Source organism: Novosphingobium beihaiense (assembly GCF_022832375.1).
GTDB lineage: Bacteria > Pseudomonadota > Alphaproteobacteria > Sphingomonadales > Sphingomonadaceae > Novosphingobium > Novosphingobium beihaiensis.
The window spans coordinates 90579-110331 of record NZ_JALHLG010000011.1; the positions used below are offsets into that span (position 1 = coordinate 90579).

18 protein-coding genes, 1 pseudogene and 2 riboswitches are annotated in these 19753 nt (G+C 66.7%); of the genes and pseudogenes, 10 read left to right on the top strand and 9 right to left on the bottom strand.

The window, feature by feature from the left end; translation table 11 throughout:
* Nucleotides 1–73: 73 nt before the first annotated feature.
* Nucleotides 74–275, bottom strand: a riboswitch (cobalamin riboswitch).
* 59 nt (nucleotides 276–334) lie between these two features.
* Nucleotides 335–524: riboswitch (cobalamin riboswitch) on the top strand.
* A gap of 197 nt (nucleotides 525–721) precedes the next feature.
* The 9 genes from MTR66_RS10010 to cobU are packed head-to-tail and all read left to right on the top strand — an operon-like array spanning nucleotide 722 to nucleotide 9226.
* On the top strand, nucleotides 722–2656 hold the full coding sequence (locus MTR66_RS10010; protein WP_243920481.1) for a TonB-dependent receptor plug domain-containing protein: 1935 nt from the start codon (nucleotides 722–724) through the stop codon (nucleotides 2654–2656).
* Nucleotides 2656–3063 carry a DUF1636 domain-containing protein gene (locus tag MTR66_RS10015; RefSeq protein ID WP_243920483.1) on the top strand — a complete coding sequence of 136 codons (408 nt, stop codon included), beginning with the start codon at nucleotides 2656–2658 and terminating at the stop codon, nucleotides 3061–3063. Before MTR66_RS10010 ends, MTR66_RS10015 begins: the two co-directional genes overlap by 1 nt.
* Entirely contained in the window at nucleotides 3060–4076 is a 1017-nt protein-coding gene (gene cobT / locus MTR66_RS10020; protein WP_243920485.1) for a nicotinate-nucleotide--dimethylbenzimidazole phosphoribosyltransferase, read from the top strand. Before MTR66_RS10015 ends, cobT begins: the two co-directional genes overlap by 4 nt.
* Nucleotides 4073–4651, top strand: a complete 579-nt coding sequence (locus MTR66_RS10025) for a histidine phosphatase family protein (protein WP_243920486.1) — start codon at nucleotides 4073–4075, stop codon at nucleotides 4649–4651. Before cobT ends, MTR66_RS10025 begins: the two co-directional genes overlap by 4 nt.
* Nucleotides 4648–5364, top strand: coding sequence for an adenosylcobinamide-GDP ribazoletransferase (locus MTR66_RS10030; protein ID WP_243920511.1), 717 nt, complete (start codon nucleotides 4648–4650; stop codon nucleotides 5362–5364). Before MTR66_RS10025 ends, MTR66_RS10030 begins: the two co-directional genes overlap by 4 nt.
* A complete protein-coding gene (locus MTR66_RS10035) occupies nucleotides 5361–6338 on the top strand; it encodes a threonine-phosphate decarboxylase (protein WP_243920513.1) in 978 nt (325 codons plus the stop codon). Before MTR66_RS10030 ends, MTR66_RS10035 begins: the two co-directional genes overlap by 4 nt.
* Nucleotides 6331–7266 (top strand): adenosylcobinamide-phosphate synthase CbiB, encoded by a 936-nt coding sequence (gene cbiB, locus MTR66_RS10040; protein ID WP_243920515.1) that lies wholly within the window; start codon nucleotides 6331–6333, stop codon nucleotides 7264–7266. Before MTR66_RS10035 ends, cbiB begins: the two co-directional genes overlap by 8 nt.
* Nucleotides 7254–8714: a cobyric acid synthase gene (locus MTR66_RS10045; protein ID WP_243920517.1), complete on the top strand. Its 1461-nt coding sequence runs from the start codon at nucleotides 7254–7256 to the stop codon at nucleotides 8712–8714. The genes cbiB and MTR66_RS10045 overlap by 13 nt, the downstream gene beginning before the upstream one ends.
* The gene (gene cobU / locus MTR66_RS10050) at nucleotides 8711–9226 is read left to right on the top strand and encodes a bifunctional adenosylcobinamide kinase/adenosylcobinamide-phosphate guanylyltransferase (RefSeq protein ID WP_243920519.1); all 516 of its coding nucleotides are present in this window, start codon (nucleotides 8711–8713) and stop codon (nucleotides 9224–9226) included. Before MTR66_RS10045 ends, cobU begins: the two co-directional genes overlap by 4 nt.
* Here the strand turns inward: cobU and MTR66_RS10055 are convergent.
* The 9 genes and pseudogenes from MTR66_RS10055 to ectA all read right to left on the bottom strand — a co-directional run bounded on the left by MTR66_RS10055 (nucleotide 9223) and on the right by ectA (nucleotide 18961).
* Nucleotides 9223–10764, bottom strand: a complete 1542-nt coding sequence (locus tag MTR66_RS10055; RefSeq protein ID WP_243920521.1) for a bifunctional aminoglycoside phosphotransferase/ATP-binding protein — start codon at nucleotides 10762–10764, stop codon at nucleotides 9223–9225. The genes cobU and MTR66_RS10055 overlap by 4 nt on opposite strands.
* Nucleotides 10765–11186: 422 nt before the next feature.
* Nucleotides 11187–11291 (bottom strand): annotated as a pseudogene (locus tag MTR66_RS21435) (IS5/IS1182 family transposase); the annotation flags it as partial.
* Nucleotides 11292–11562: 271 nt separating this feature from the next.
* Entirely contained in the window at nucleotides 11563–12891 is a 1329-nt protein-coding gene (locus MTR66_RS10065) for an MFS transporter (RefSeq protein WP_243920707.1), read from the bottom strand.
* Between the two features lie 29 nt (nucleotides 12892–12920).
* Complete coding sequence (locus MTR66_RS10070; protein WP_243920524.1) at nucleotides 12921–14177, bottom strand: MFS transporter; 1257 nt, start codon at nucleotides 14175–14177, stop codon at nucleotides 12921–12923.
* A 74-nt stretch (nucleotides 14178–14251) separates the two neighbouring features.
* Nucleotides 14252–15691: an aspartate kinase gene (locus MTR66_RS10075; protein WP_243920526.1), complete on the bottom strand. Its 1440-nt coding sequence runs from the start codon at nucleotides 15689–15691 to the stop codon at nucleotides 14252–14254.
* Complete coding sequence (thpD, locus tag MTR66_RS10080; protein WP_243920528.1) at nucleotides 15688–16602, bottom strand: ectoine hydroxylase; 915 nt, start codon at nucleotides 16600–16602, stop codon at nucleotides 15688–15690. The genes MTR66_RS10075 and thpD overlap by 4 nt, the downstream gene beginning before the upstream one ends.
* Before the next feature lie 24 nt (nucleotides 16603–16626).
* The gene (locus MTR66_RS10085) at nucleotides 16627–17070 is read right to left on the bottom strand and encodes an ectoine synthase (RefSeq protein WP_243920529.1); all 444 of its coding nucleotides are present in this window, start codon (nucleotides 17068–17070) and stop codon (nucleotides 16627–16629) included.
* Between the two features lie 48 nt (nucleotides 17071–17118).
* Complete coding sequence (gene ectB, locus MTR66_RS10090) at nucleotides 17119–18459, bottom strand: diaminobutyrate--2-oxoglutarate transaminase (RefSeq protein ID WP_243920531.1); 1341 nt, start codon at nucleotides 18457–18459, stop codon at nucleotides 17119–17121.
* Nucleotides 18460–18475: 16 nt separating this feature from the next.
* Nucleotides 18476–18961, bottom strand: a complete 486-nt coding sequence (ectA, locus tag MTR66_RS10095; RefSeq protein ID WP_268740435.1) for a diaminobutyrate acetyltransferase — start codon at nucleotides 18959–18961, stop codon at nucleotides 18476–18478.
* A 288-nt stretch (nucleotides 18962–19249) separates the two neighbouring features.
* On the opposite strand from ectA, the gene MTR66_RS10100 reads away from it, so the two are divergent.
* On the top strand, nucleotides 19250–19744 hold the full coding sequence (locus MTR66_RS10100; RefSeq protein ID WP_243920535.1) for a MarR family winged helix-turn-helix transcriptional regulator: 495 nt from the start codon (nucleotides 19250–19252) through the stop codon (nucleotides 19742–19744).
* Nucleotides 19745–19753: the final 9 nt, after the last annotated feature.

The window sequence follows — 19753 nt, forward strand, 5'->3', positions numbered from 1 at the left end:
ACGAATGCCGTCCGCCAAGGGAATGCGCCGTACTGGCGCGGCCCTCGTCCGCCCGGTTCATCCCGCCCGCGCGAAGGAACGACGGCATCAGGCCGGTTTCCTGACTACCCGGTTCATCGCGCTGGCCGCCGCCTTCTCGGGAGAAGCCTCCCAATGGCATTTGACGGTACGCTCACCGGTCACAGTTGCGGGAGCAGTGCCGGTTCCGGCGGCTTTCGCCACCACCCGGACTTCCCGATTAAGCCCTTGCGGGCACCCGATACGCCCCCACGATTAAGCGAGGACGTCCTGCTCCGCAAGCATGTTGCACTTGCACAGACCTCGCCCGCGCGATAGTTGCCGCGCCGCGACAGGTTCCCCCGCAAGGGATCAAAAGGGAACCGGGTGCAATACCCGGGCTGCCCCTGCAACTGTAAGCGGCGAGCCATCCGGCCATCACGCCATTGGGACCACACGGTCCTGAGAAGGCGGCCGGAGAGCAACGACCCGCAAGCCAGGAGACCTGCCTGACGCGGTCGTTCTTCATCCGGGCAGGGTGCACCGGGTGTTCGAGGGCCCTGCAAAACGCAGGGTCACCCCTCGCGCAACGACAGCCACCGCCTTGCCGGCCAGATCCGTGCGAGGGGCGTCAGCCGGGCCCGGCCACGGGCAAGCGGGGACCGTTCCTTCGTGTGGATGCAACCAGCGGGCAAACGCCGTTTGCTTGAAGGGACCTATTCCCGTGTTCAAATTGATTCGTCTGGCCGCCGTACCGGCCGCTCCCGTTCTTCTTTCCGCTGCTCTTTCCACCCCGGCGCTGGCCGATGACGCGCCGGACAGCAGCATTGTCGTCACCGTCCTGCGCACGCCGGTGGCGCAGGACCGCGTGTCCTCCAGCGTGACCGTGCTCGACGAGCCCGCGATCGTCGAGGCCCAGCCGATCGCGCTGACCGATATCCTGCTGCGCACGCCGGGCATCAGCCTGTCGCGCAATGGCGGCTACGGCACGGTCACCTCGCTGCGCATCCGCGGGGCGGACGCCGGCCAGACGGTGATGGTGCTGGACGGCATGCGCCTGTCCGACCCCTCCTCCACCGCAGGCGGTTTCGGCTTTGCCAACTTGTTCCTCGACGATGCCGAGCGGATCGAGATCCTGCGCGGGCCGCAGTCGATCCTGTGGGGCAGCGATGCCATCGGCGGCGTGGTCAACGTAACCACCCGCAAGCCCGAAAAGGCGCTGGAAGGCAGCTTCGCGGCCGAAGGCGGCAGCCACAAGACGTTCTCCGCCCGTGCGGGTGTGGGCGGCACCAGCAAGGCCGTCGACTGGCGGCTGGCCGGGTCCACGTTCACCACGGACGGCATTTCCGCCCGCGCCAATGGCACCGAGGACGACGGTTACCGCCGCAGCGCCGCCAGCGGCACGGTAACGGTGCGCCTCGCCCCGCAGGTCTCGCTGGACTTGCGCGGATACTATTCCGACGCGCGCAACGATTTCGACGGGTTTGCAGGCGATTCGCCCAGCTTCGGGCTGACCAAGGAATGGTCGGGCTATGCCGGGCTCAATTTCGGCCTGCTGGACGGGCGCTTCACCAACCGGCTCGCGGTGATGCAATCGGTGACGGACCGCGAAAACTACGATCCCACCCGCGATGTCCGCCCGCTCAATTTCGATGCGCATGGCCGGGTTCGCCGCTTCGAATATCAGGGCACGTACAATTTCTCCGATGCGATCCAGCTCCTGTTCGGGGCCGAGCGCGAGGAGCAGCGGATGACCACCGCCTCCCCCGCGAACAGCACGGCGGCCTATGCGAAAACGCCCTACAAGGTGGATACCAACAGCGTTTACGGCCAGCTCCGTCTGACGCCGGTAACGGGCCTCACGCTCGATGGCGGCGTGCGCTACGATCACCAGTCGCGCTTCGGCGGCAATACCGTGGTGAGCACCGGCGCGGCCTATACGCCCAATGGCGGCGCCACGGTGCTGCGCGCCAGCTATAGCGAAGGCTACAAAGCCCCTTCGCTATACCAGATGTTCAGCGCCTATGGCGTGGCGGATCTGGAGCCCGAAAAGGCCAAGGGCTGGGAAGTGGGCGCGGAGCAGAGCCTGGGGCAGATCCTGCGCGTGTCCGCCACCTGGTACGAGCGCGATACCGACAATCTGATCGATTTCGCCTATTGCCCGACCACCGGCACGCTGCCCGGCGTCTGCTATATCCCGGGCACCACCACGACCCGCTTCGGCTATTACGCCAATGTCGACAAGAGCCATACGCGCGGCCTCGAACTGGCTGCTGCCGCGCGGTGGAAAGTGCTCTTCGCCGACGCCAACTATAGCTGGATCGAGGCGGAAGACCGCACGCCCGATAGCGGCATATATGGCCGCCAGCTCGCCCGCGTGCCGCGTCATCTCGCCAATGCGGAAGCAGGCGTGGAACTGCCTTCCGGCCTGCGCGCCAGCGTGGCCGCGCGCTATTCGGGCCGGACCTTCGACAGCGCCAGCGGCACGGCCAGACTGGACGATTACTGGCTGTTCGACGTGCGCGCGCAGTGGCCCGTCACCGAAGGGCTGATGCTGCAGGGCCGGGTCGAGAACCTCGCGGACAAGACCTATCAGACGGCAGGCGGCTACGGCGCGCTTGGCCGGACGGTCTACGTGGGCCTCAGGAGCCGCTTCTGATGCTGCGCGCGGCGGAGCCCGGAGCGGCGGTGGTGGTCTGCTCCACGTGCCGTTTCAGCGCCGCCGCGCGCGAGGACGAAGGCGGGCGGCGCGGCGGCGCGCTGCTTGCCGAGGCCCTGCGTGCGGTACAGGCGGAGGAACCGGACCTTGCGGGCGTGGCGGTGCAGGAAATGCCCTGCCTCTTCGCCTGCAAGCGTTACTGCACCATCCATATCCGCGCGCCGGGCAAAGTCGGCTACGTATTGGGCGACTTCGCGCCGGACCGCGAGGCCGCCCGCGCCATTCTGGAATATGCCGCCCGCCATGCCGCCAGCGAGGAAGGCGTGGTGCGTTATGCCCAGTGGCCCGACGGCGTGAAGGGCCACTTCATCACCCGAACGCCCCCCGAAGGATACTTGTGCACATGATCCGCTTTACCGGCCGCGCCGCGTTCACGGCCGCTCTTTCCGCTCTGCCCGAACCCGGCGCTGCCGCCACGGCCCTTGCCCGCACGCGGCAGGCCGAACTGACCAAGCCCGCCGGTTCGCTCGGCCGGCTGGAGGACATCGCGGTGTTCATGGCCGGATGGCAGGACGCGCCGCGCCCCCGGATCGACAAAGTGCAGGCCGTGGTCTTCGCAGGCAATCACGGCGTTGCCGCGCAAGGCGTGAGTGCCTTTCCGGTGGAAGTGACGGCGCAGATGGTCGCGAACTTTCAGGCTGGAGGGGCGGCGATCAATGCCCTGTGCCGGGCGGCGGGGGCGGACCTTTCGGTCGTGCCACTCGATCTCGACCGGCCCACTGGCGACATCTCGCGGGAGGCGGCCATGAGCGAGGCGGAATGCCTTGCCGCGCTCAATGCGGGCGCGGCGGCCGTCAATCCGGACGCGCATCTGCTGTTCGTGGGCGAAATGGGCATCGGCAATACGACGCCCGCTTCCGCGCTGTGCGCTGCCGCATTCGGCGGCGAGGCGGCGCTGTGGTGCGGCAAGGGCTCGGGCGTCGACAGCGAAGGCGTGGCGCGCAAGGTCCGTGCTGTGGAACGGGCGCTCATCCTGCACCTGCCGGATTGCAACGATGCCTTCGAGACCCTGCGCCGTCTGGGCGGGCGCGAGATCGCGGCCATGGCGGGCGCGATCCTGGCCGCACGGATGCTGCGCATTCCGGTGCTGCTGGACGGCTTCATCGCCTGTGCGTCCATCGCGCCGCTGGTGAATGAAGCGCCAGGCTTTACGGACCACTGCCTTGCCGCGCATTGCTCTGCCGAAGCCGGGCACGTCCGGCTGCTCGGCCATTTCGGGCTGGAGCCCTTGCTGCAACTGGGCATGCGGCTGGGCGAGGGATCGGGCGCCGCCACCGCCGTTCCCATCGTGCGTGCGGCCCTTGCCGCGCACAACGAGATGGCGACATTCGCCGAAGCCGCCGTAGCCAGCGGCGTATGATCCCCCGCATCGTCCATTTGCTGCGCCACGGCCCCCCGGCGAGGACCGGGCTGCTGCTGGGTCATCTGGACGAGCCGCCGCGCATGGCCGAATGCCCGGTCATGCTGGGCCGGGTGGCGCATCTGCCGGTGCGGCAGATCGTCAGCTCGGACTTGCGCCGCACCGGCATGCAGGCCGCATACCTCGCGGAACGGCTGGACGTGCCGTTCCTGCGCGATCCCTGCTGGCGCGAGCTGGATTTCGGCGCGTGGGACGGGCAGGCCCCCGAAAATGTCGATGCTGCGGCCCTGTCCCGCTTCTGGGAAGACCCTGACGCCAATCCCCCGCCACAGGGCGAGCGCTGGTCTCACTTGTGCGCCCGCGTGCGCGAGGGGCTCGCCGGGCTGGAGAACGAAACGCTGGCCGTCACCCATGCCGGTGCCATGCGCGCGGCGCTTTCGGTGCTGACCGGGCTGGATCACCGCGCAGTCTGGGCGGTCGATCTGCCTTACCGCGCGCTCGTCTCGCTGCGGATCTGGCCCGGGGAGCCCTTGTCCGGCCAGATCGTCGGGCTCGAAACGGGGTATCGCGAATGAAGGCACTGATCCTTGCCGTGCAGTTCATGACGCGTCTGCCGCTCCCCAACATCGCGGCTGGCGAGCAGGATTTCGCGCGCGCGATCCGCTGGTTTCCCGTGGCGGGGATCGTCGTCGGGCTGTGTGTGGCCGCAGCGGCATGGGCGGGCCTGCGCCACGATCCGTGGACAGGCGCTCTTGCCGCCTTGCTGGTCTGGGTGGCGATCACCGGCGCGCTGCATCTCGATGGCCTGGGCGATATCGCCGATGCCGCCGGAGCAGCCCACCACGATCGAGACCGGCTTTCGGCGGTTCTGGCGGACCCGCATATCGGCAGCTTCGGCGTCACCGCAATTGCCCTGCAACTGATCGCCAAGCTGGTGCTGCTGCGGCTGGCGGTGGACACGGTCCCGCTCATGGCACTGGCGGCGGTGCCGGTCGCAGCGCGGATCGGGCCGCTGGTCTGGACGCTGACCCTGCCGCCGCTGCACCGGGGCATGGGCACCAGTTTCGGCGCCGGGGCTAACTGGCCCGCCTGCGCGGCGTGGTTCGTTGTTCTGGGCCTATCGGCATGGTGGACGTCGGCATGGGGCCTGCCAGCGGCCGCAGTAGCAATGGCTCTCTGGAGCCTTTGGCTGCACCGCAAGATCGGCGGCATTTCGGGCGATGGCCACGGCGCGGGAATCGAACTTGTCGAAACCGCCACGCTGGCGGCGCTGGTCTTCGTCCGGTGAACGCCTTCCTCACCCACGGCGGCCGTCTGGACGAGGCCTGCACGCGGTTCGGCGGCGATCCGGGCGATTGGCTGGACTTGTCCACCGGCATCAATCCCTGCCCCTGGCCCGGCGCGGAAACGATCCGGGCGGATTGGCGTGCCTTGCCCGACGTGCGGGCGCTCAGGCAGCTTGAGGAAGCGGCTGCGGCCCATTTCGGCGCCGATCCGGCGCTGTGCTGCGCGGTTCCCGGCAGCGAGGCGGGCTTGCGGGCGCTGGGGCGGATTCTCGATTTGCCCGCCCGCCATGTCCCGCTGACGTACGGGACATATGCGCAGGCCTTCGCGCCCGCCCGGCAGGGCCATGCCGGACCGTCCGCGCTGATCGTCACCAATCCCAACAACCCCGACGGGCGGCTCTACCCGCGAGAGGATCTTGTCTTCACGCTCGGCCGGCAACAGCAGGCCGTCGGCTGGCTGATCGCGGACGAGGCCTTTGCCGATTGCCATCCCGAAGCCAGCGTGGCCGATCTGGTGGCGAACGGCCGCAATCTGGCCGTAACCCGCTCGTTCGGGAAGTTCTTCGGACTGGCCGGTGTGCGGCTCGGCTTCGTGCTCGCGCCCGAAGCCTTGCTGCGCGAAATACGGCAGTTGCAGGGGGACTGGCCGGTCTGCGCGGCGGCGCTCGCCTTCGGAGCAGAGGCCTATGGCGATGCGCATTGGATCGCGCAGACACAGGCCGCCTTGCCCGAACGGGCGGCCCGGCTCGACGCCGTTCTGGCGCGCCACGGCTTGCGCCCCACGGGCACTTGCCCCCTGTTCCGGCTTGCCACAGCGCCTGATGCTGCGGACCTGTTCGCCTCGCTGGCCCGCGCGCAGATCCTGACGCGCCCGTTTGCGGACTACCCCCGCCTGCTGCGTTTCGGACTGCCCGCAAACGATGCGGAGCTGGCACGGCTGGACGCCGCGCTGGCCTCCTGGCCGGCCGGTGGTTGAGCCCGTAGCCTTGGGCGCGCTGGCGCTGGATGCCGCCTTGGGATGGCCGGAGCCGCTCTATCGCCGGATCGGCCATCCGGTGGGCGGCTTCGCGCGGATCATCGGGATGTGCGAAACCCGCTGGAACCAGCCGCACCGTTCGGCCCGCTTCCGGCGGCGGGCCGGAGTGGCCGGGATGCTCGCGCTGATCCTGGCCAGCGGCGGGGCGGCCTTCGCGGCGGAGCAGGCCATCCGCGCGCTCGCCGGGCCATGGGCCTGGCTGCCACTGGCGTTTGCGGCGTGGCCCGCGCTGGCGCAGCGCAGTCTCTACGAACACTACCGGCCGGTGGAGCGCGCCCTTGCCAGCGGCGATCTGCCCGCCGCGCGCCAGGCCGTAAGCTGGATCGTAGGGCGGGACACGGCCGCGCTCGATGCGCCCGGCACGGCCCGCGCCGGGATCGAGAGCCTTGCCGAAAGCTTCTGCGACGGCGTTATCGCGCCGCTGTTCTGGCTGCTGGCGCTCGGCCTGCCCGGCGCGTGGATCTACAAGGCGATCAACACAGCAGACAGCCTGATCGGCCATCCGGAAGAGCCTTTGCGCGATTATGGCTGGGCCGCCGCGCGAATCGACGATGCGGCAAACCTGATCCCGTCACGCCTGAGCGCCGTGCTGATCTGCCTTGCCGGAGCGGGCGGCTGGCGCGTGCTGTGGCGCGATCATGGCCGCCATGCCTCTCCCAATGCGGGCTGGCCCGAAGCGGCGATGGCCGGAACGCTGGGCATCCGCCTTGCCGGGCCGGTCCGCTATGACGGCGTGTTGTCGCCCAAACCGTGGATCGGCGAGGGGGCAGAGGCCGATGCGGGGGCTATGGCCCGCGCCGGAACCGTGTATCTGCGGGCCTGCGCCCTCGCATGGATCGGCGCGGGAGGCGTGGCATGGCTGGTTTGATGTTGCAGGGAACCGGGTCCGACGTCGGCAAATCGGTGCTGGTCGCCGGGCTGTGCCGTGCCTTGGCCAACCGGGGGCTCAGCGTTCTGCCGTTCAAGCCGCAGAACATGTCGAACAATGCCGCTGTCACCGCCGATGGCGGAGAGATCGGGCGGGCGCAGGCCTTGCAGGCGCTCGGCGCGCGGGCAGACCTGCACACCGATATGAACCCGGTGCTGCTGAAGCCGCAGGCGGACCGGACCTCGCAGCTCATCGTGCATGGCAAAGTGCGCGGCACGCTCGGCTCGGCCAATTTCCGTGAAAAGCGGGGCAGCTTGCTGAACGAAGTGCTGGAAAGCTGGCAGCGCCTTTCGCAGCGGGCCGATCTGGTGATCGTCGAAGGGGCGGGATCGCCCGCCGAAATCAACTTGCGCGCGGGCGACATCGCCAACATGGGCTTTGCCCGCGCGGCAGCCGTGCCCGTGGTGCTGGTGGGCGATATCGACCGGGGCGGGGTGATCGCCGCGCTGGCGGGGACGCGCGCCGTGCTCGATCCGGAAGACGCGGCGATGGTCCGGGGCTTCATCGTCAACAAGTTTCGCGGCGATCCCGCGCTGTTCGAGGATGGCTATGCCGCGATTGCCGGACTGACCGGCTGGCGCGGCTTCGGCGTCGTGCCATGGCTGTCTGCGGTTGCCCGCTTGCCCAGCGAGGATGCCGTGGTGCTCGAACGCGGGCGCTCTACACGGGATGGCCGGACGCTGGTGGCCTGCCCGATGCTGCCGCGCATCGCCAATTTCGACGATCTCGATCCGCTCAAGACGGAACACGGCGTGCGGGTGGCGATGATCCCGCCCGGCCAGCCGATCCCGGCCGAGGCCGCGCTGATCGTGCTGCCCGGATCGAAAGCGACCCTGGCCGACATGGCCTTCCTGCGCGAACAGGGCTGGGACATCGACATCCTCGCCCATCACCGGCGCGGCGGCGCGATCCTGGGGATCTGCGCGGGCTATCAGATGCTGGGCAGCACGATTGCCGATCCTTTGGGGATCGAAGGCCCGCCGGGCGAAATCGCCGGGCTTGGCCTGCTGGATCATGAAACCGTGCTCGGCCCGCAAAAGGCCCTGCGGCAGGTGCGCGGCACGGCGCTGTCGGCCCGTTTCGAAGGCTATGAAATGCACATGGGCGAAACGCGCGGTGCCCCGGCAGGCAGTCCGTTCGCCCTGCTGGACGGCGGGCAGCCCGACGGCGGCCTTTCGCCCGATGGCAAAGTCATGGGAACGTATTGCCATGGCCTGCTGGCATCGGGCGAACTGCGCGGCGCGCTGCTGGCCGCGATCGGCGTGCAAAGCCATTCTCGCGATCACGGCGCGCTTGTCGATGCCGCGCTGGACGATCTCGCGGGTGGACTGGAACAACACCTCGACATCGATGCCCTTCTGGCACTGGCCCGGGGCGCGGAGGCATGAGCGCGCTGTTCGTCCTCGGCGGCGCGCGATCGGGCAAGAGCCGCCATGCCCAGACGCGCATCGAGGCGCAGCCCGGGCGGCTGGCCTTCATTGCCACCGCGCAAGCCTTCGACGCGGAGATGGCAGAGCGCATTGCCCGCCACCGCGCGGATCGCGGCCCCCGCTGGGAAACGCTGGAGGCCCCTTTCGATCTGCCGGATGCGATTACCCGCGCCGCCTGCTCCGCCGATGCCGTGCTGATCGATTGCCTCACGCTATGGCTGTCGAACCTGATCCTGACGGAGCGCGATGTGGCGGCCATGACCGGCGATCTCTGTGCCGCTCTGCAGGCCTGCCCTGCGCCGGTTGCACTCGTGGCCAACGAAGTGGGCATGGGGATCGTGCCGGAAAACGCCCTCGCGCGCCGGTTCCGCGACGAAGCAGGGCGGCTCAATCAAGCCATCGCAGCCCTTGCGGACGAAGTGGTGCTGGTCGCGGCGGGGCTCCCGCTCACGCTCAAGAGCCCGGCCTAACGGTTATCCGCGATCCGCTCGCGCGCGGCGGCCAGCACAGCATCGGGCGTTCCTCCCGCATCGATCGTCCGCCAGGCGCCCAGATCGCCCAGATCATACCCGAGCTGATGCTCGACCACCGCCGCGTCCGCGTCCGAAGCATCGCCGCGCCGGGCACTGACCCGCGCCCGCATCGTGCCCGCCGGTGCTTCGAGCCACAATCCGGCGAACGGCACCCTGCATCGCTCCGCAACACCGGCGGCAGCGTCGCGTTCCGCCGGATCGGCAAAGACGGCATCGGCGATCACGGTCATGCCGGAGGCCAGCGCACGGCCCGTCTCCTCCATCAGGGTGCCATACACTTCGCCGCTGCGCTCCCGGGTATAGGCCTCGGGCGGCAGCGGCTGCTCGGGCGCGACTCCCGCCAGCCGTTTGCGCAGCACATCGCTGCGCAGCCAGCGCGCTCCCGGCGCACTGCCGCACAATGGTGCCAAGCGGCCTGCCAGCGTCGATTTGCCCGTGCCACTGAGGCCTCCCACCGCGATCAGCCGCGGCGGCTCCGGTTCCAGAAAGGCCAGGGCGGCATTGAGATACGCGCGCGCCGCCGCTGCCTTGCCTTCGCGCTGTGCTGCATCCTCCTGCTTTTCAGCCGCGCTGGCATTGACGTGGGCACGCACCGCCGCCCGCATGGAGAGGAACAGCGGCATCGCGGCCATACCGTCGCTTTCCGCGCGCATGTCGCAATAGCGGTTGAACAGCAGCGAGGCCTCGCCACGCAGGCCGCGCTGCCACAAGTCCATCAGCAGGAACGCCAGATCGTAAAGCACGTCGGTCGTGGCCAGTTCGGGATCGAACTCCAGACAATCGAACAGAGTGGGTGCGCCTTCCCACAGGCAGATGTTGGCGAGGTGCAGGTCTCCATGGCAATGCCGGACATGCCCCGCCTGCCCGCGCCGGTCGAGCAAGGGAGCCAGCATATCGAGCGCCGCGATACTGCGGCTGTGAAGCCGGGCGCAAGCCTCGGCGGGCAGCATATCTTCAGGCAGCGCCGCCATACTCGCCCGGTTGCCATCGATCACCGCGCGAACGCGCGCCGCGCCGGGGTCCGCCACAATTTCCGCCGTATCATGGAATGCGGCGATGCCATCGGCAAGATCGCGGATCAGGCTGGGGGCGAGGGGTCCCTTGCGGGCCATGGTATCGAGCAGGCACTCGGGCGCGAAGCGCCGCATCACCACCACCCAGTCCACCGGATCGCCCGCGCCCAGCGTCAGTCTGCCATCGGCTTGCTTCCCCACTGGCTGCACGGCGAGATAAAGGTCCGGCGCGGTCCGGCGGTTAAGCGCCAGCTCGGCTTCGCAAACGGCCTTGCGCCGGTCCTTTGTCGAGAAATCAAGATAGGGATAGCGAACTGCGCGCTTTAGCTTGAAGGCCCTGTCACCGGCCAGAAAAACGATAGCGCCATGCGTGCCGATCCGTTCCACCGGGGCAGACAGCCCATAGGTTTCTGGCCTGGACAGAAACGCGATGGTTTCGGCCTGGTCATCACAATTATGCACGGGTGTATCCCTCCTTTGCCGCCAGAGAATACGCGAGCGCAGGCCCGCTGGCGAGCTTTCCGCTGCAGCATGAGGGCATTTGAATAGCCTCTGGATTTCTGGATATCTTCCGACCACGACAGCGCCACGCCTCAGACCCAAGGCAAGATCGAACGCTGGCACCATACGCTGAAGAATTGCATCTTGGTCTCAACGCGGCTGCGCTGGTGATAGCGGTTCCATCGTTTCAAGATTGTCTTGCCACGGTGGAGGCTTGCCCGAACGGTCTCATTGCGGGGCACGACGCCTAATGTGGCTTCAGGCGATGGCTTTGCGTTCCGGCGAGCGGGGATGACGGTACCGGCTAGTTGAACCCGGCCATCTCTAGCAAGCTCACCACCATGCTGGCGTCCGCGCTTGCTGGTGGTCGCTCACAGCTACTGCATCTCGGCATCCAACCAGACCTGGAGTAAACCCCGTTTCGCCAGCGTTGCGTTGCAGGATTTCGAGTTCGTCGTCCGATAGGCTGCTGGGGCCGGTTTGCGCATAACGAGAACTCCTTCTCATGAATCGAATCCTTTGGAAAATCCGGGAGGTTTCAATCGAAAGCGTCCAGAATCTAGGGGCTATTCAGTGTGATCGATCGGGGGCGGGTTTGGGGTTCTAAAATTGTCTAATTCTACTATTCATTTTCAACAATAAATAGTTATTGTGGAATTTCGAGCTTCTCACTGATTCCAAGACGGCATTCTGTGCTCAGCCAAGCATTGCATGTTGTGGAAAGACGTAACTCATGGCCGCTCAAATTGTCCGGTTTTCCTAGAGTTGCGGTTCCTCGCCCCGGTCCAACGGTTTGCCTGCGCTTTCTTCGGTGAAGTGCAGGGCAAGCAGCCCGGCCAGGCATGAGGCCATCATGACATAGGCCGGGATCAGGGGATCTCCGGTCTGGCCAATCAGCCAGGAATTGAGCGCCGGTGCCGTGCCTCCGAACAACGAGGTGGACAGGTTGTAGGAAATCGCAAATCCGGCGAACCGCACCGGCGTCGGGAAAAAGGCGGGGAAGGTGGCTGAAATTGTCGCCAGTTGGGGGACGTAGAGCAGGCCCAGGATGATGAAGCCGATTACAGCACTTGCCATGCCCATGCCGATGAAGTGGTAGAGCGGGATCGCGGCCAGAAACAGTCCGGCCAGTGAAACCCGCCACAGCGGCTTGCGGCCGATACGGTCGGAGAGGGCCCCGGCGAAGGGCAGCAGCACCATCATGAACAGCATGCCTGCGATCGGCACCATCAGCGCCGCATCGGTAGACAGGCCCAGCCTGCGTTCCAGGTACGTCGGCATGTAGCTGAGCAGCGTGTAGTTCACGACGTTGAGCGCGACCACGAGGCCGCCCATTGCCAGCAGGGGGCGGCGGTAGCGGGTCAACAAATGGCGCAGTTCGAGCCCGGCGGAAGGTTCCTGCGTGTGGTGTTCCTCGACTTCGCGGAACAAGGGGGTTTCGGCCATGCGGGCGCGCAGATAGACGCCCACGAGGCCCAGTGGCCCGGCCAGCAGGAAAGGCAGGCGCCAGGCCCAGGCATGCATGGCGTCATCGCCCAGCAGCAGCGAAAAGCCAAGCATCAGCAGGGCGCCTGCGGAAAAGCCCGCCAGGGTGCCGACTTCGAGGAAGCTGCCGTAAAAGCCGCGCCGTTTGTCCGGCGCATATTCGGCCATGAAAATCGCGGCGCCGCCATATTCGCCGCCGGTCGAGAAGCCCTGCACCATGCGCAGCAGCACCAGCAGCAGCGGCGCCCAAAAGCCGATCGTATCGTAGGAGGGAATGAGGCCCACGCCCACGGTGGCTGTCGCCATCATGATGATCGTTGCGCCGAGCACGGCCTTGCGGCCGTAGCGGTCTCCCAGCGGCCCCCAGAACAGCCCGCCGAGCGGACGCACCAGGAACGAGATCGCGAAAGTGGCCAATGCGAAGAGCGTGGCTTCGCCTGCCTGGCCGGGAAACAGGGCGGCCGCGATGTAGGTCACGCCATAGGCATAGATGCCATAGTCGAACCACTCGGTGGCATTGCCGATGGCGGACGCCGCGATAGCACGGCGGAGCACGCCCGGCGGTGTGGCCTCGGGATGGCCACTCGGCACATTGGCGCCGATGCCGGGATGGGCGGTGCTGCGGGTGCTGGTCAATGAAGGCTCCGTTGCTCATCGGCGGTCTCATCCGGGGCCACCGGATCGAGCGCGGCCGAGGCCGGGGTGGTGCGCGGCAGGATGACGTACTGTTCCTGCAGATCCATCGGGATCGGTGCGGACCGGGTCTGGCGCCACAGGCCGAAGGCCAGCCCGCCGCCTGCGCACAGCGCGATGAAGAAGAACAGGCCGCCGGTGCCCGCTATGGCCATGGCCGTGGCGCCTGCGAGAGGGCCGAGGGCGGCGCCCAGCGAGTAGAGCATGACCATGCCGCCGCTGGCGGCAATGCGCTGCTCGGGCCTGAGGTGGTCATTGGTATGCGCGACGCAGAGCGGGTAGAGCGCGAAGCTGAGGCCGCCGAACACGGCGCCAAGCCCCATCAGCAGCGAGCCGGGACTGCCGACGAGGGCAATGGCGAGGCTGGCGGCCAATGTGCCTGCAAAGCTCCACACGATGACCTTGCGCCGGTCCATCCGGTCGGACAGGCGGCCCAGCGGCCACTGCAGGGCCACGCCGCCCAGAATGGCCATACTCATGAACAGGGCGGTCGCGGAGAGGTTCATGCCCAGCCTGCTCGCATAGACGGCGCCCAGGGCGTAGAAACCGCCAAGCATCAACCCGGTAACGCATACGCCCATGATCCCCAGCGGGGACACGCCATAGAGTTCGCGGAACGACAGCGGCGAATCGTCTGCGTCCGGCAGGGGGGCGATGATCCGCGTCAGCACCACCGGAATGGACGCCAGCGATATCAGGATCGAGGCGACGAGAAGCGGCAGCGCCGGATCGGAATTGCCCAGCCCCAGCAGGAACTGCCCGGCCGCCTGCCCGCCATAGAGGGCGGTCATGTAGCCTGCGAGCACGGCCCCGCGCGTTTCGGCGTCGGCCCGCTCGTTAAGCCAGCTTTCCAGGCAGATGTAGACGCCCGCGACGCTGATGCCGTCGGTAAAACGCAGCATACCCCACAGCAGGGGATCGCGGTGGACGGCATAGACGAGCGTGCTGGCGCTGACCGCGGCGACACAGGCGGCGAAGGCCCGGATATGGCCGACCCGCCGCACCAGAGAGGGGATTCTCAGAGCCCCCACGATCAGTCCGGCGAAATAGGCCGTACCAACAAGGCCGATCAGCAGCGCGCCGCTTCCCGCGCGCTCCAGCCGCACGCTGACCAGCGTGTTCATGACGCCACTGCCTGCCATCAGCATGAAGATGGCGATCAGAATGCTGCGAACGGGGAGAATGGCCTGAAGCATAAAGGCAGGATGTGAAAGGGGACGGGCGCAGACGCAATACCCTGCGGCCGTTCCGTCCCCTTCTTCTTTTCCTCTCAGGCCGCGGCCAGGTCCGGCTGGACGGGGGCGTCGATCAGCGCGCCGTGCAGAGTGCGCACGGCGGCGTCGAAATCCTGCGAGGCGACGATGAACTGCACGTCAACGTTGCGGATCTGGTGCTGCATGGCGATCATGCCGATTCCGGCCTTGTCCAGCGCCGTCAGCGCGCGGGGCACCAGCCCTGGTTCGGACAAGTCGCTGCCGATCACGGAAACCATCGCCACCGGCTGCGTCGTTACCGCGGCGCCGGGATAGGCGGCTTCCAGATCGGACACGATGCGCGCCATCTTCGCGGCGCCGGTGCCGCTCAGGTAGTGGGTGATGGTGTTGGCGTTCGAGCTCTTGCTGACGATCCACGCGCCGTGTTTGGTCAGCGCTTGCAGGATCGCGGCGTCATAGCCCTTTTCGCCGACCATATCCTGTTCGAAGAACTGCAGCGCCTGCATCGAGGCAAGGCCGGTGACGATCTCTACGCGGGGCTTGTCCGAGATGTAATCGCCGCAGATCAGCGTGCCGCCGTCATGGCGGTCGAACGTGTTGCGCACGCGCAGCGGAATGCCCGACTGGCGCAGGCCGCGCCCGGCGCGCGGGTGGATCGCTTCCATGCCCAGGTTCGCGAGCTGGTCCGCCACGTCGTAATTGGTGCGGCCGATCTTGCGCGCCTTGGCTTCCCCCACCAAGCGCGGATCGGCGCTGGAAAGGTGGAATTCCTTGTGAATGATCGCCTCGCGCGCGCCGGTGATGACGGCGATGCGTGAAAAGGTCATTTCCGAATAGCCGCGTGCATAGCGGCGCACCATGCCGCCCTCGCACCCGGCGTAGCCGGTCACGATCGGCATCTGCGTGGCCAGATCGATCTTGTCCAGCGCGCCGCGAATGCGGTCGTCGAGGCTGACGAGGTCCTCATGATTCCACACCGTGAGATCGACGAAGACGGCATTGACGCCCCGGTCGCGCAGCAGCAGCGCGGTCGAATGCGCGGAATGCGCCTCGCCCAGCCCGGCGAGCATCTCGCGCACGGTCGTCATCTGTTCCTTGAGGCAGAAACGGCCATGCGCGCGCAGCCGGTCGAGATCGTCGAGGCAGGCTTCCAGCGCGGCTACCCGCTGGGCGACGAACTTGTCCGCCTCTTCGCGGCTTTCGGGCCGGGCGAACATTTCGGCATTGCGGGCCCACATGGCGCCCATCACGTCCGCCAGAGCCCCGCGCCAGGCGCCCGGCGTTTCGTTGTCCGCGAAATGGGCATAGACGCCCGGCTCGCCGCTTTTCTTGTGCTCCAGCAGCAGGTCGGTCATCCCGGCATAGGCGGAGACGACGAAGATGCGGTTGTAGAGATCGGGCCCTTTGCGGCCCGCGATCAGCACATTGTCGAAGACGGTCGACGTGGCTGCCATGGAAGTGCCGCCGATCTTTTCGACGGAATGCGTGGCAGTCATGCAAGTTCTCCTTCCAGATGGCCGGAAACCGGCACGATCGGGCGCACGTGGCGCGCGGCGATGAAGTCCGGCCGCGGCCTGGCGGCGGCGAAGGGATCGGTCAGCCGGTTGCTGACGGCATTGAATACGAAAAACGCGTTCGAGCGCGGGAACGGCGTGATGTTGCCATTCGAGCCGTGCATGAGGTTGCAATCGAACACGATCACGGTGCCGGGCTTGCCAGTGGGGGCAACGATGCCGTGCTTGTGGGCCAGTTCGGCCAAGCTGTCATCGTCGGGCACGCCGTATTCCTGCTTGCGCAGCGAATGCTTGTAGTGATCGTCCGGCGTCTCGCCCACGCATGTCACATAGACGCGCTGCGATCCCGGGATCACCATCAGCGGCCCGTTGTTGGGCGTGTTCTCCGCCAGCAGCACCGACATCGACAGCGCGCGCATGCACGGCATGCCGTCTTCCGCGTGCCAGGTCTCGAAATCGGAGTGCCAGTAGAACTCCTTGCCCTGGAAGCCCGGCTTGTAGTTGAGCCGGGACTGGTGGAGGTAGACCTGATCGTCGAGCAGGTAGCTGGCGACACCGGCCAGCCGCACATCGGCGGCGAGGCGCGCCATCAGTTCGCTCTGGCCGTGGATCTCGAAGATCGAACGGACCTCGCGGCTGCCCGGCTCGGCAATCACGGTCTCGTCCTTCAGCGCTGCCGGATCGCCCAGCAGACGGCCGGTCTCGGCCTGCAAGGCGGCCATCTCGTCTGCGGAGAAGACATCCTCCAGCACGAGATAGCCATCGCGGCCGAATTGTTCGATCTGTTCTTTTGTCAGCGGCGCGCCGGGTTCCCAGGCGCGCCGGACAACAGGTTCGCTGCGGGCGAGCAATTGCGGCTCGCCCGTGCAACGGGTCGGATAAAGGTCCTGCATCTTTACCCCCTTTTTTGGTCAGCTTCAGTCGGAAAGGGCGGGTTCGCGCTCGTTGCCTGTCGCGGCGCTGCTTGAGTCAGCATCGCTTGTATCGGCGGGGTAGGCGCCCGTCTCGTCATGGACTTCGCGGCCCGTCACCGGCGGATTGAACACGCAGGCGCACAGGATCTCGGTCTCGACGCGCACGATGTGCTTGTCGTGATCGTTGAGGGCATACATCACCCCGGCTTTCAGCTCGTGCGTCTCGCCGGTGGCCAGATCCTCGATCGTGCCCTTGCCCTTGAGGACGAGCACGGCTTCGAGGTGGTTCTGGTAATGCATGTGCAGTTCCGCGCCGGTGTAGAGCGTGGTTACGTGGAAGGAGAAGCCCATGCCGTCATCCTTGAGCAGCAGGCGGGCGCTTTCCCAGCCATCGGACTTGACGTTCTTGTCACCCTTGCGGATGTCTTTGAGCTGGCGGACAATCATGCCGGTATTCCTTGAATAAGAGAGTTGGGAGTGCGGGGACGGCGCCGCTCAGGCCGCGAGGCCGAGCTTGCGGTCCGACTTGCCGCTGGTGGTGCCGGAGGCATCGACCGGTGCGATCGTTTCGGCGATCGCTTCTTCCAGAATGTCGAGGCCCGCCTGGAAGGTGTCGTCATCGATCACCAGCGGGGCGAGGACCTTGACGATCTCGTCATGCGCGCCGCTGGTCTCGATAATCAGCCCTTCGGCAAAGCAGGTGCCGGTAATCTTTTCCGCCACATCGCCGCTGCCAACGTTGATGCCGCGCATCATGCCGCGTCCGCGGGTGGAGAGGCCATGGCGCTTGGCCATGCGCTCCAGCCGCTGTTCGAGAATGCGGCCCCGGCGGGCGATATCTCCGGCAAACTTCGGATCGGCCCAGAATTCGCGCATCGCAGCCGTGGCCGTCACGAACGCGTGGTTGTTGCCGCGGAACGTGCCGTTGTGCTCGCCCGGCTTCCACACGTCGAGTTCGGGGCGCAGCAGGGTCAGCGCGAAAGGCAGCCCCATGCCGGAAAGCGACTTGGCCAGCGTGACGATATCGGGGGTGAAGCCCATGTCCTCGAAGCTGAAGAAGCCGCCGGTACGGCCGCAGCCCGCCTGGATGTCGTCGACGATCATCAGCGCGCCATGCTTCTTGGCGAGCGCGGCAATCTTGCGCAGCCATTCGGGCGATGCGGCGTTGAGCCCGCCTTCGCCTTGCACCGTCTCGACCAGGAAGGCGGCCGGGGCATCGAGGCCGCTCGACGGATCTTCCAGCCGCTGTTCGAGCAGATCCGCGGTGTCCACCTCGTCACCGTAATAGCCGTCATAGGGTTCATGGCTGACATGGCCCAGCGGCACGCCCGCGCCGCCGCGCTTGCCCGCGTTGCCGGTACAGGCGAGCGCGCCCAGCGTCATGCCGTGAAAGCCGTTGGTGAAGGCCACCACCATTTCGCGGCCCGTCACCTTGCGGGCCAGTTTGATTGCGGCTTCTACCGCGTTGGTGCCGGTCGGGCCGGTGAACATCGCGCGGTAGTTAAGGCTGCGCGGCTTGAGGATCACGTCTTCCAGCGTGGAAAGGAACCGGGCCTTGGCATCGGTGTGCAGATCCAGCGCGTGAGTCACGCCGTCGCTGGCGATATAGTCCACCAGCGCCTGCTTCAGGACGGGGTGGTTGTGCCCGTAATTGAGCGAGGAGCAGCCCGACAGGAAGTCCAGATAGCGGCCGCCTTCGCTGTCGTGCATCCACACGCCCTGCGCGCGGTTGAACTGGCGCGGCATCGAGCGTGAATAGCTGCGGACGGTGGATTCGCGCCGCTCGTAAATCTTGGTGTCGGGCGTCGTGGCGCTCGGCTTGGGGGTGGTCGTCATGTCGATGATTCCCTGTTCAGTTGGTCGGGGCGGATGGCAGCGGTGCAATGCTCGCCTGCCATTCCGTGTCGTGCGCACCGGCAAAGTGCGCGTCGCGCGTGAAGCGCTCGGATTTCGTGAGTTCGGCGCCGTGGCGCCGGGCAAAGGCCGTGAAGAGGGCCCATGAGGCGGGATTCGCCTCGGTAATGGTAGTGGTCAGCGTGGTGGCGCCGCGCACGGCGGGGCGGGCGGCCAGTTCGTCGAGCATACGCCCGCCAAGGCCCAGCCCGCGTGCAGAAGTATCGACGGCAACCTGCCAGACGAAGATCCGCTCAGGATGCGACGGCAGGCGGTAAGCGGAAATCCAGCCGGCGATTCGGCCGTTCACTTCGGCGACCACGCACGTGTCCGCGAAATCGCTGCACTGCAGGAGATTACAGTACGCGGAATTGGGATCGAGCGGCGGGCAGGCCGCGATCAGGGCGGTGATGGCCGGGCCATCTTCAGCAGTGGGGCTGCGCAGGACAAGGTCCGGGGCAGCAGCCGTGCGTTTGGCGCTCCCGGAATCGTCCCGGGAGCCGGTTTCACTCACTTCCAATATGTAAATTACTTCACCCTCCGAAGCACATAAGATGTGCTTGGTTGTTGCTGCTTCATGTCAGATGCGAAGCGTGTAATAGGAAAAAAAGGAAAAAATGCAACAGTGACGTTCGGGAGGCGCTGATCTGGGCGCGAGACTTCAGCCATATAATTCGATTTTAGAAATATATCCATGCTTGGCGCAGCGGCGCAGGAAAGCTAGCGTTTGGGCATGGAAGCCGATCTCACGCCAGCCGCGATAGTAGCCCTTCGAAAAGTTCTGCAGGCAGCAGAGCTCGAAACGCGCCAAATGGCCGCCACGATCGGCATGACGCCATCCCAGGTGATGGTGCTGCGCCAGATCGCGGGGCACGAGACGATCACGCCTGGCGCGGTGGCAGCGGCTCTCCGCCTGGGGCAGGCTACCGTCACCAACATCGCCGACCGGCTGGTCGCCGCCGGGCTGGTGACGCGCACGCGGGGCGAGCATGACAAGCGCCAGGTGATCCTGCGCCTGACGCCGGAGGGACGCGAAAAACTGGAAGCTTCACCGTTCCCCTTGCAGCTGCGTTTCAGCCGTGGCTACGGGGAGTTACCCTTCTGGGAACAGGCGATGATTCTCGCCGGGCTGGAGCGTCTGCACATGCTGCTGGGGGAAGCAGCCGCCGGTACACAGCCGCCTGCTTCAGGTAAGGGGCCTGCGGAAATGGGCAAGCGGGAGCCGTGAGGCGCACGC

Bases quoted from the DNA above. Each gene is read 5' to 3' on its own strand.
- MTR66_RS10015 (WP_243920483.1), top strand. From the start codon at position 2,656: ATGCTGCGCGCGGCGGAGCCCGGAGCGGCGGTGGTGGTCTGCTCCACG.
- cobT (WP_243920485.1), top strand. From the start codon at position 3,060: ATGATCCGCTTTACCGGCCGCGCCGCGTTCACGGCCGCTCTTTCCGCT.
- MTR66_RS10025 (WP_243920486.1), top strand. From the start codon at position 4,073: ATGATCCCCCGCATCGTCCATTTGCTGCGCCACGGCCCCCCGGCGAGG.
- MTR66_RS10030 (WP_243920511.1), top strand. From the start codon at position 4,648: ATGAAGGCACTGATCCTTGCCGTGCAGTTCATGACGCGTCTGCCGCTC.
- MTR66_RS10045 (WP_243920517.1), top strand. From the start codon at position 7,254: ATGGCTGGTTTGATGTTGCAGGGAACCGGGTCCGACGTCGGCAAATCG.
- cobU (WP_243920519.1), top strand. From the start codon at position 8,711: ATGAGCGCGCTGTTCGTCCTCGGCGGCGCGCGATCGGGCAAGAGCCGC.
- MTR66_RS10070 (WP_243920524.1), bottom strand. From the start codon at position 14,177: ATGCTTCAGGCCATTCTCCCCGTTCGCAGCATTCTGATCGCCATCTTC.
- MTR66_RS10075 (WP_243920526.1), bottom strand. From the start codon at position 15,691: ATGACTGCCACGCATTCCGTCGAAAAGATCGGCGGCACTTCCATGGCA.
- thpD (WP_243920528.1), bottom strand. From the start codon at position 16,602: ATGCAGGACCTTTATCCGACCCGTTGCACGGGCGAGCCGCAATTGCTC.
- MTR66_RS10085 (WP_243920529.1), bottom strand. From the start codon at position 17,070: ATGATTGTCCGCCAGCTCAAAGACATCCGCAAGGGTGACAAGAACGTC.
- ectB (WP_243920531.1), bottom strand. From the start codon at position 18,459: ATGACGACCACCCCCAAGCCGAGCGCCACGACGCCCGACACCAAGATT.
- MTR66_RS10100 (WP_243920535.1), top strand. From the start codon at position 19,250: ATGGAAGCCGATCTCACGCCAGCCGCGATAGTAGCCCTTCGAAAAGTT.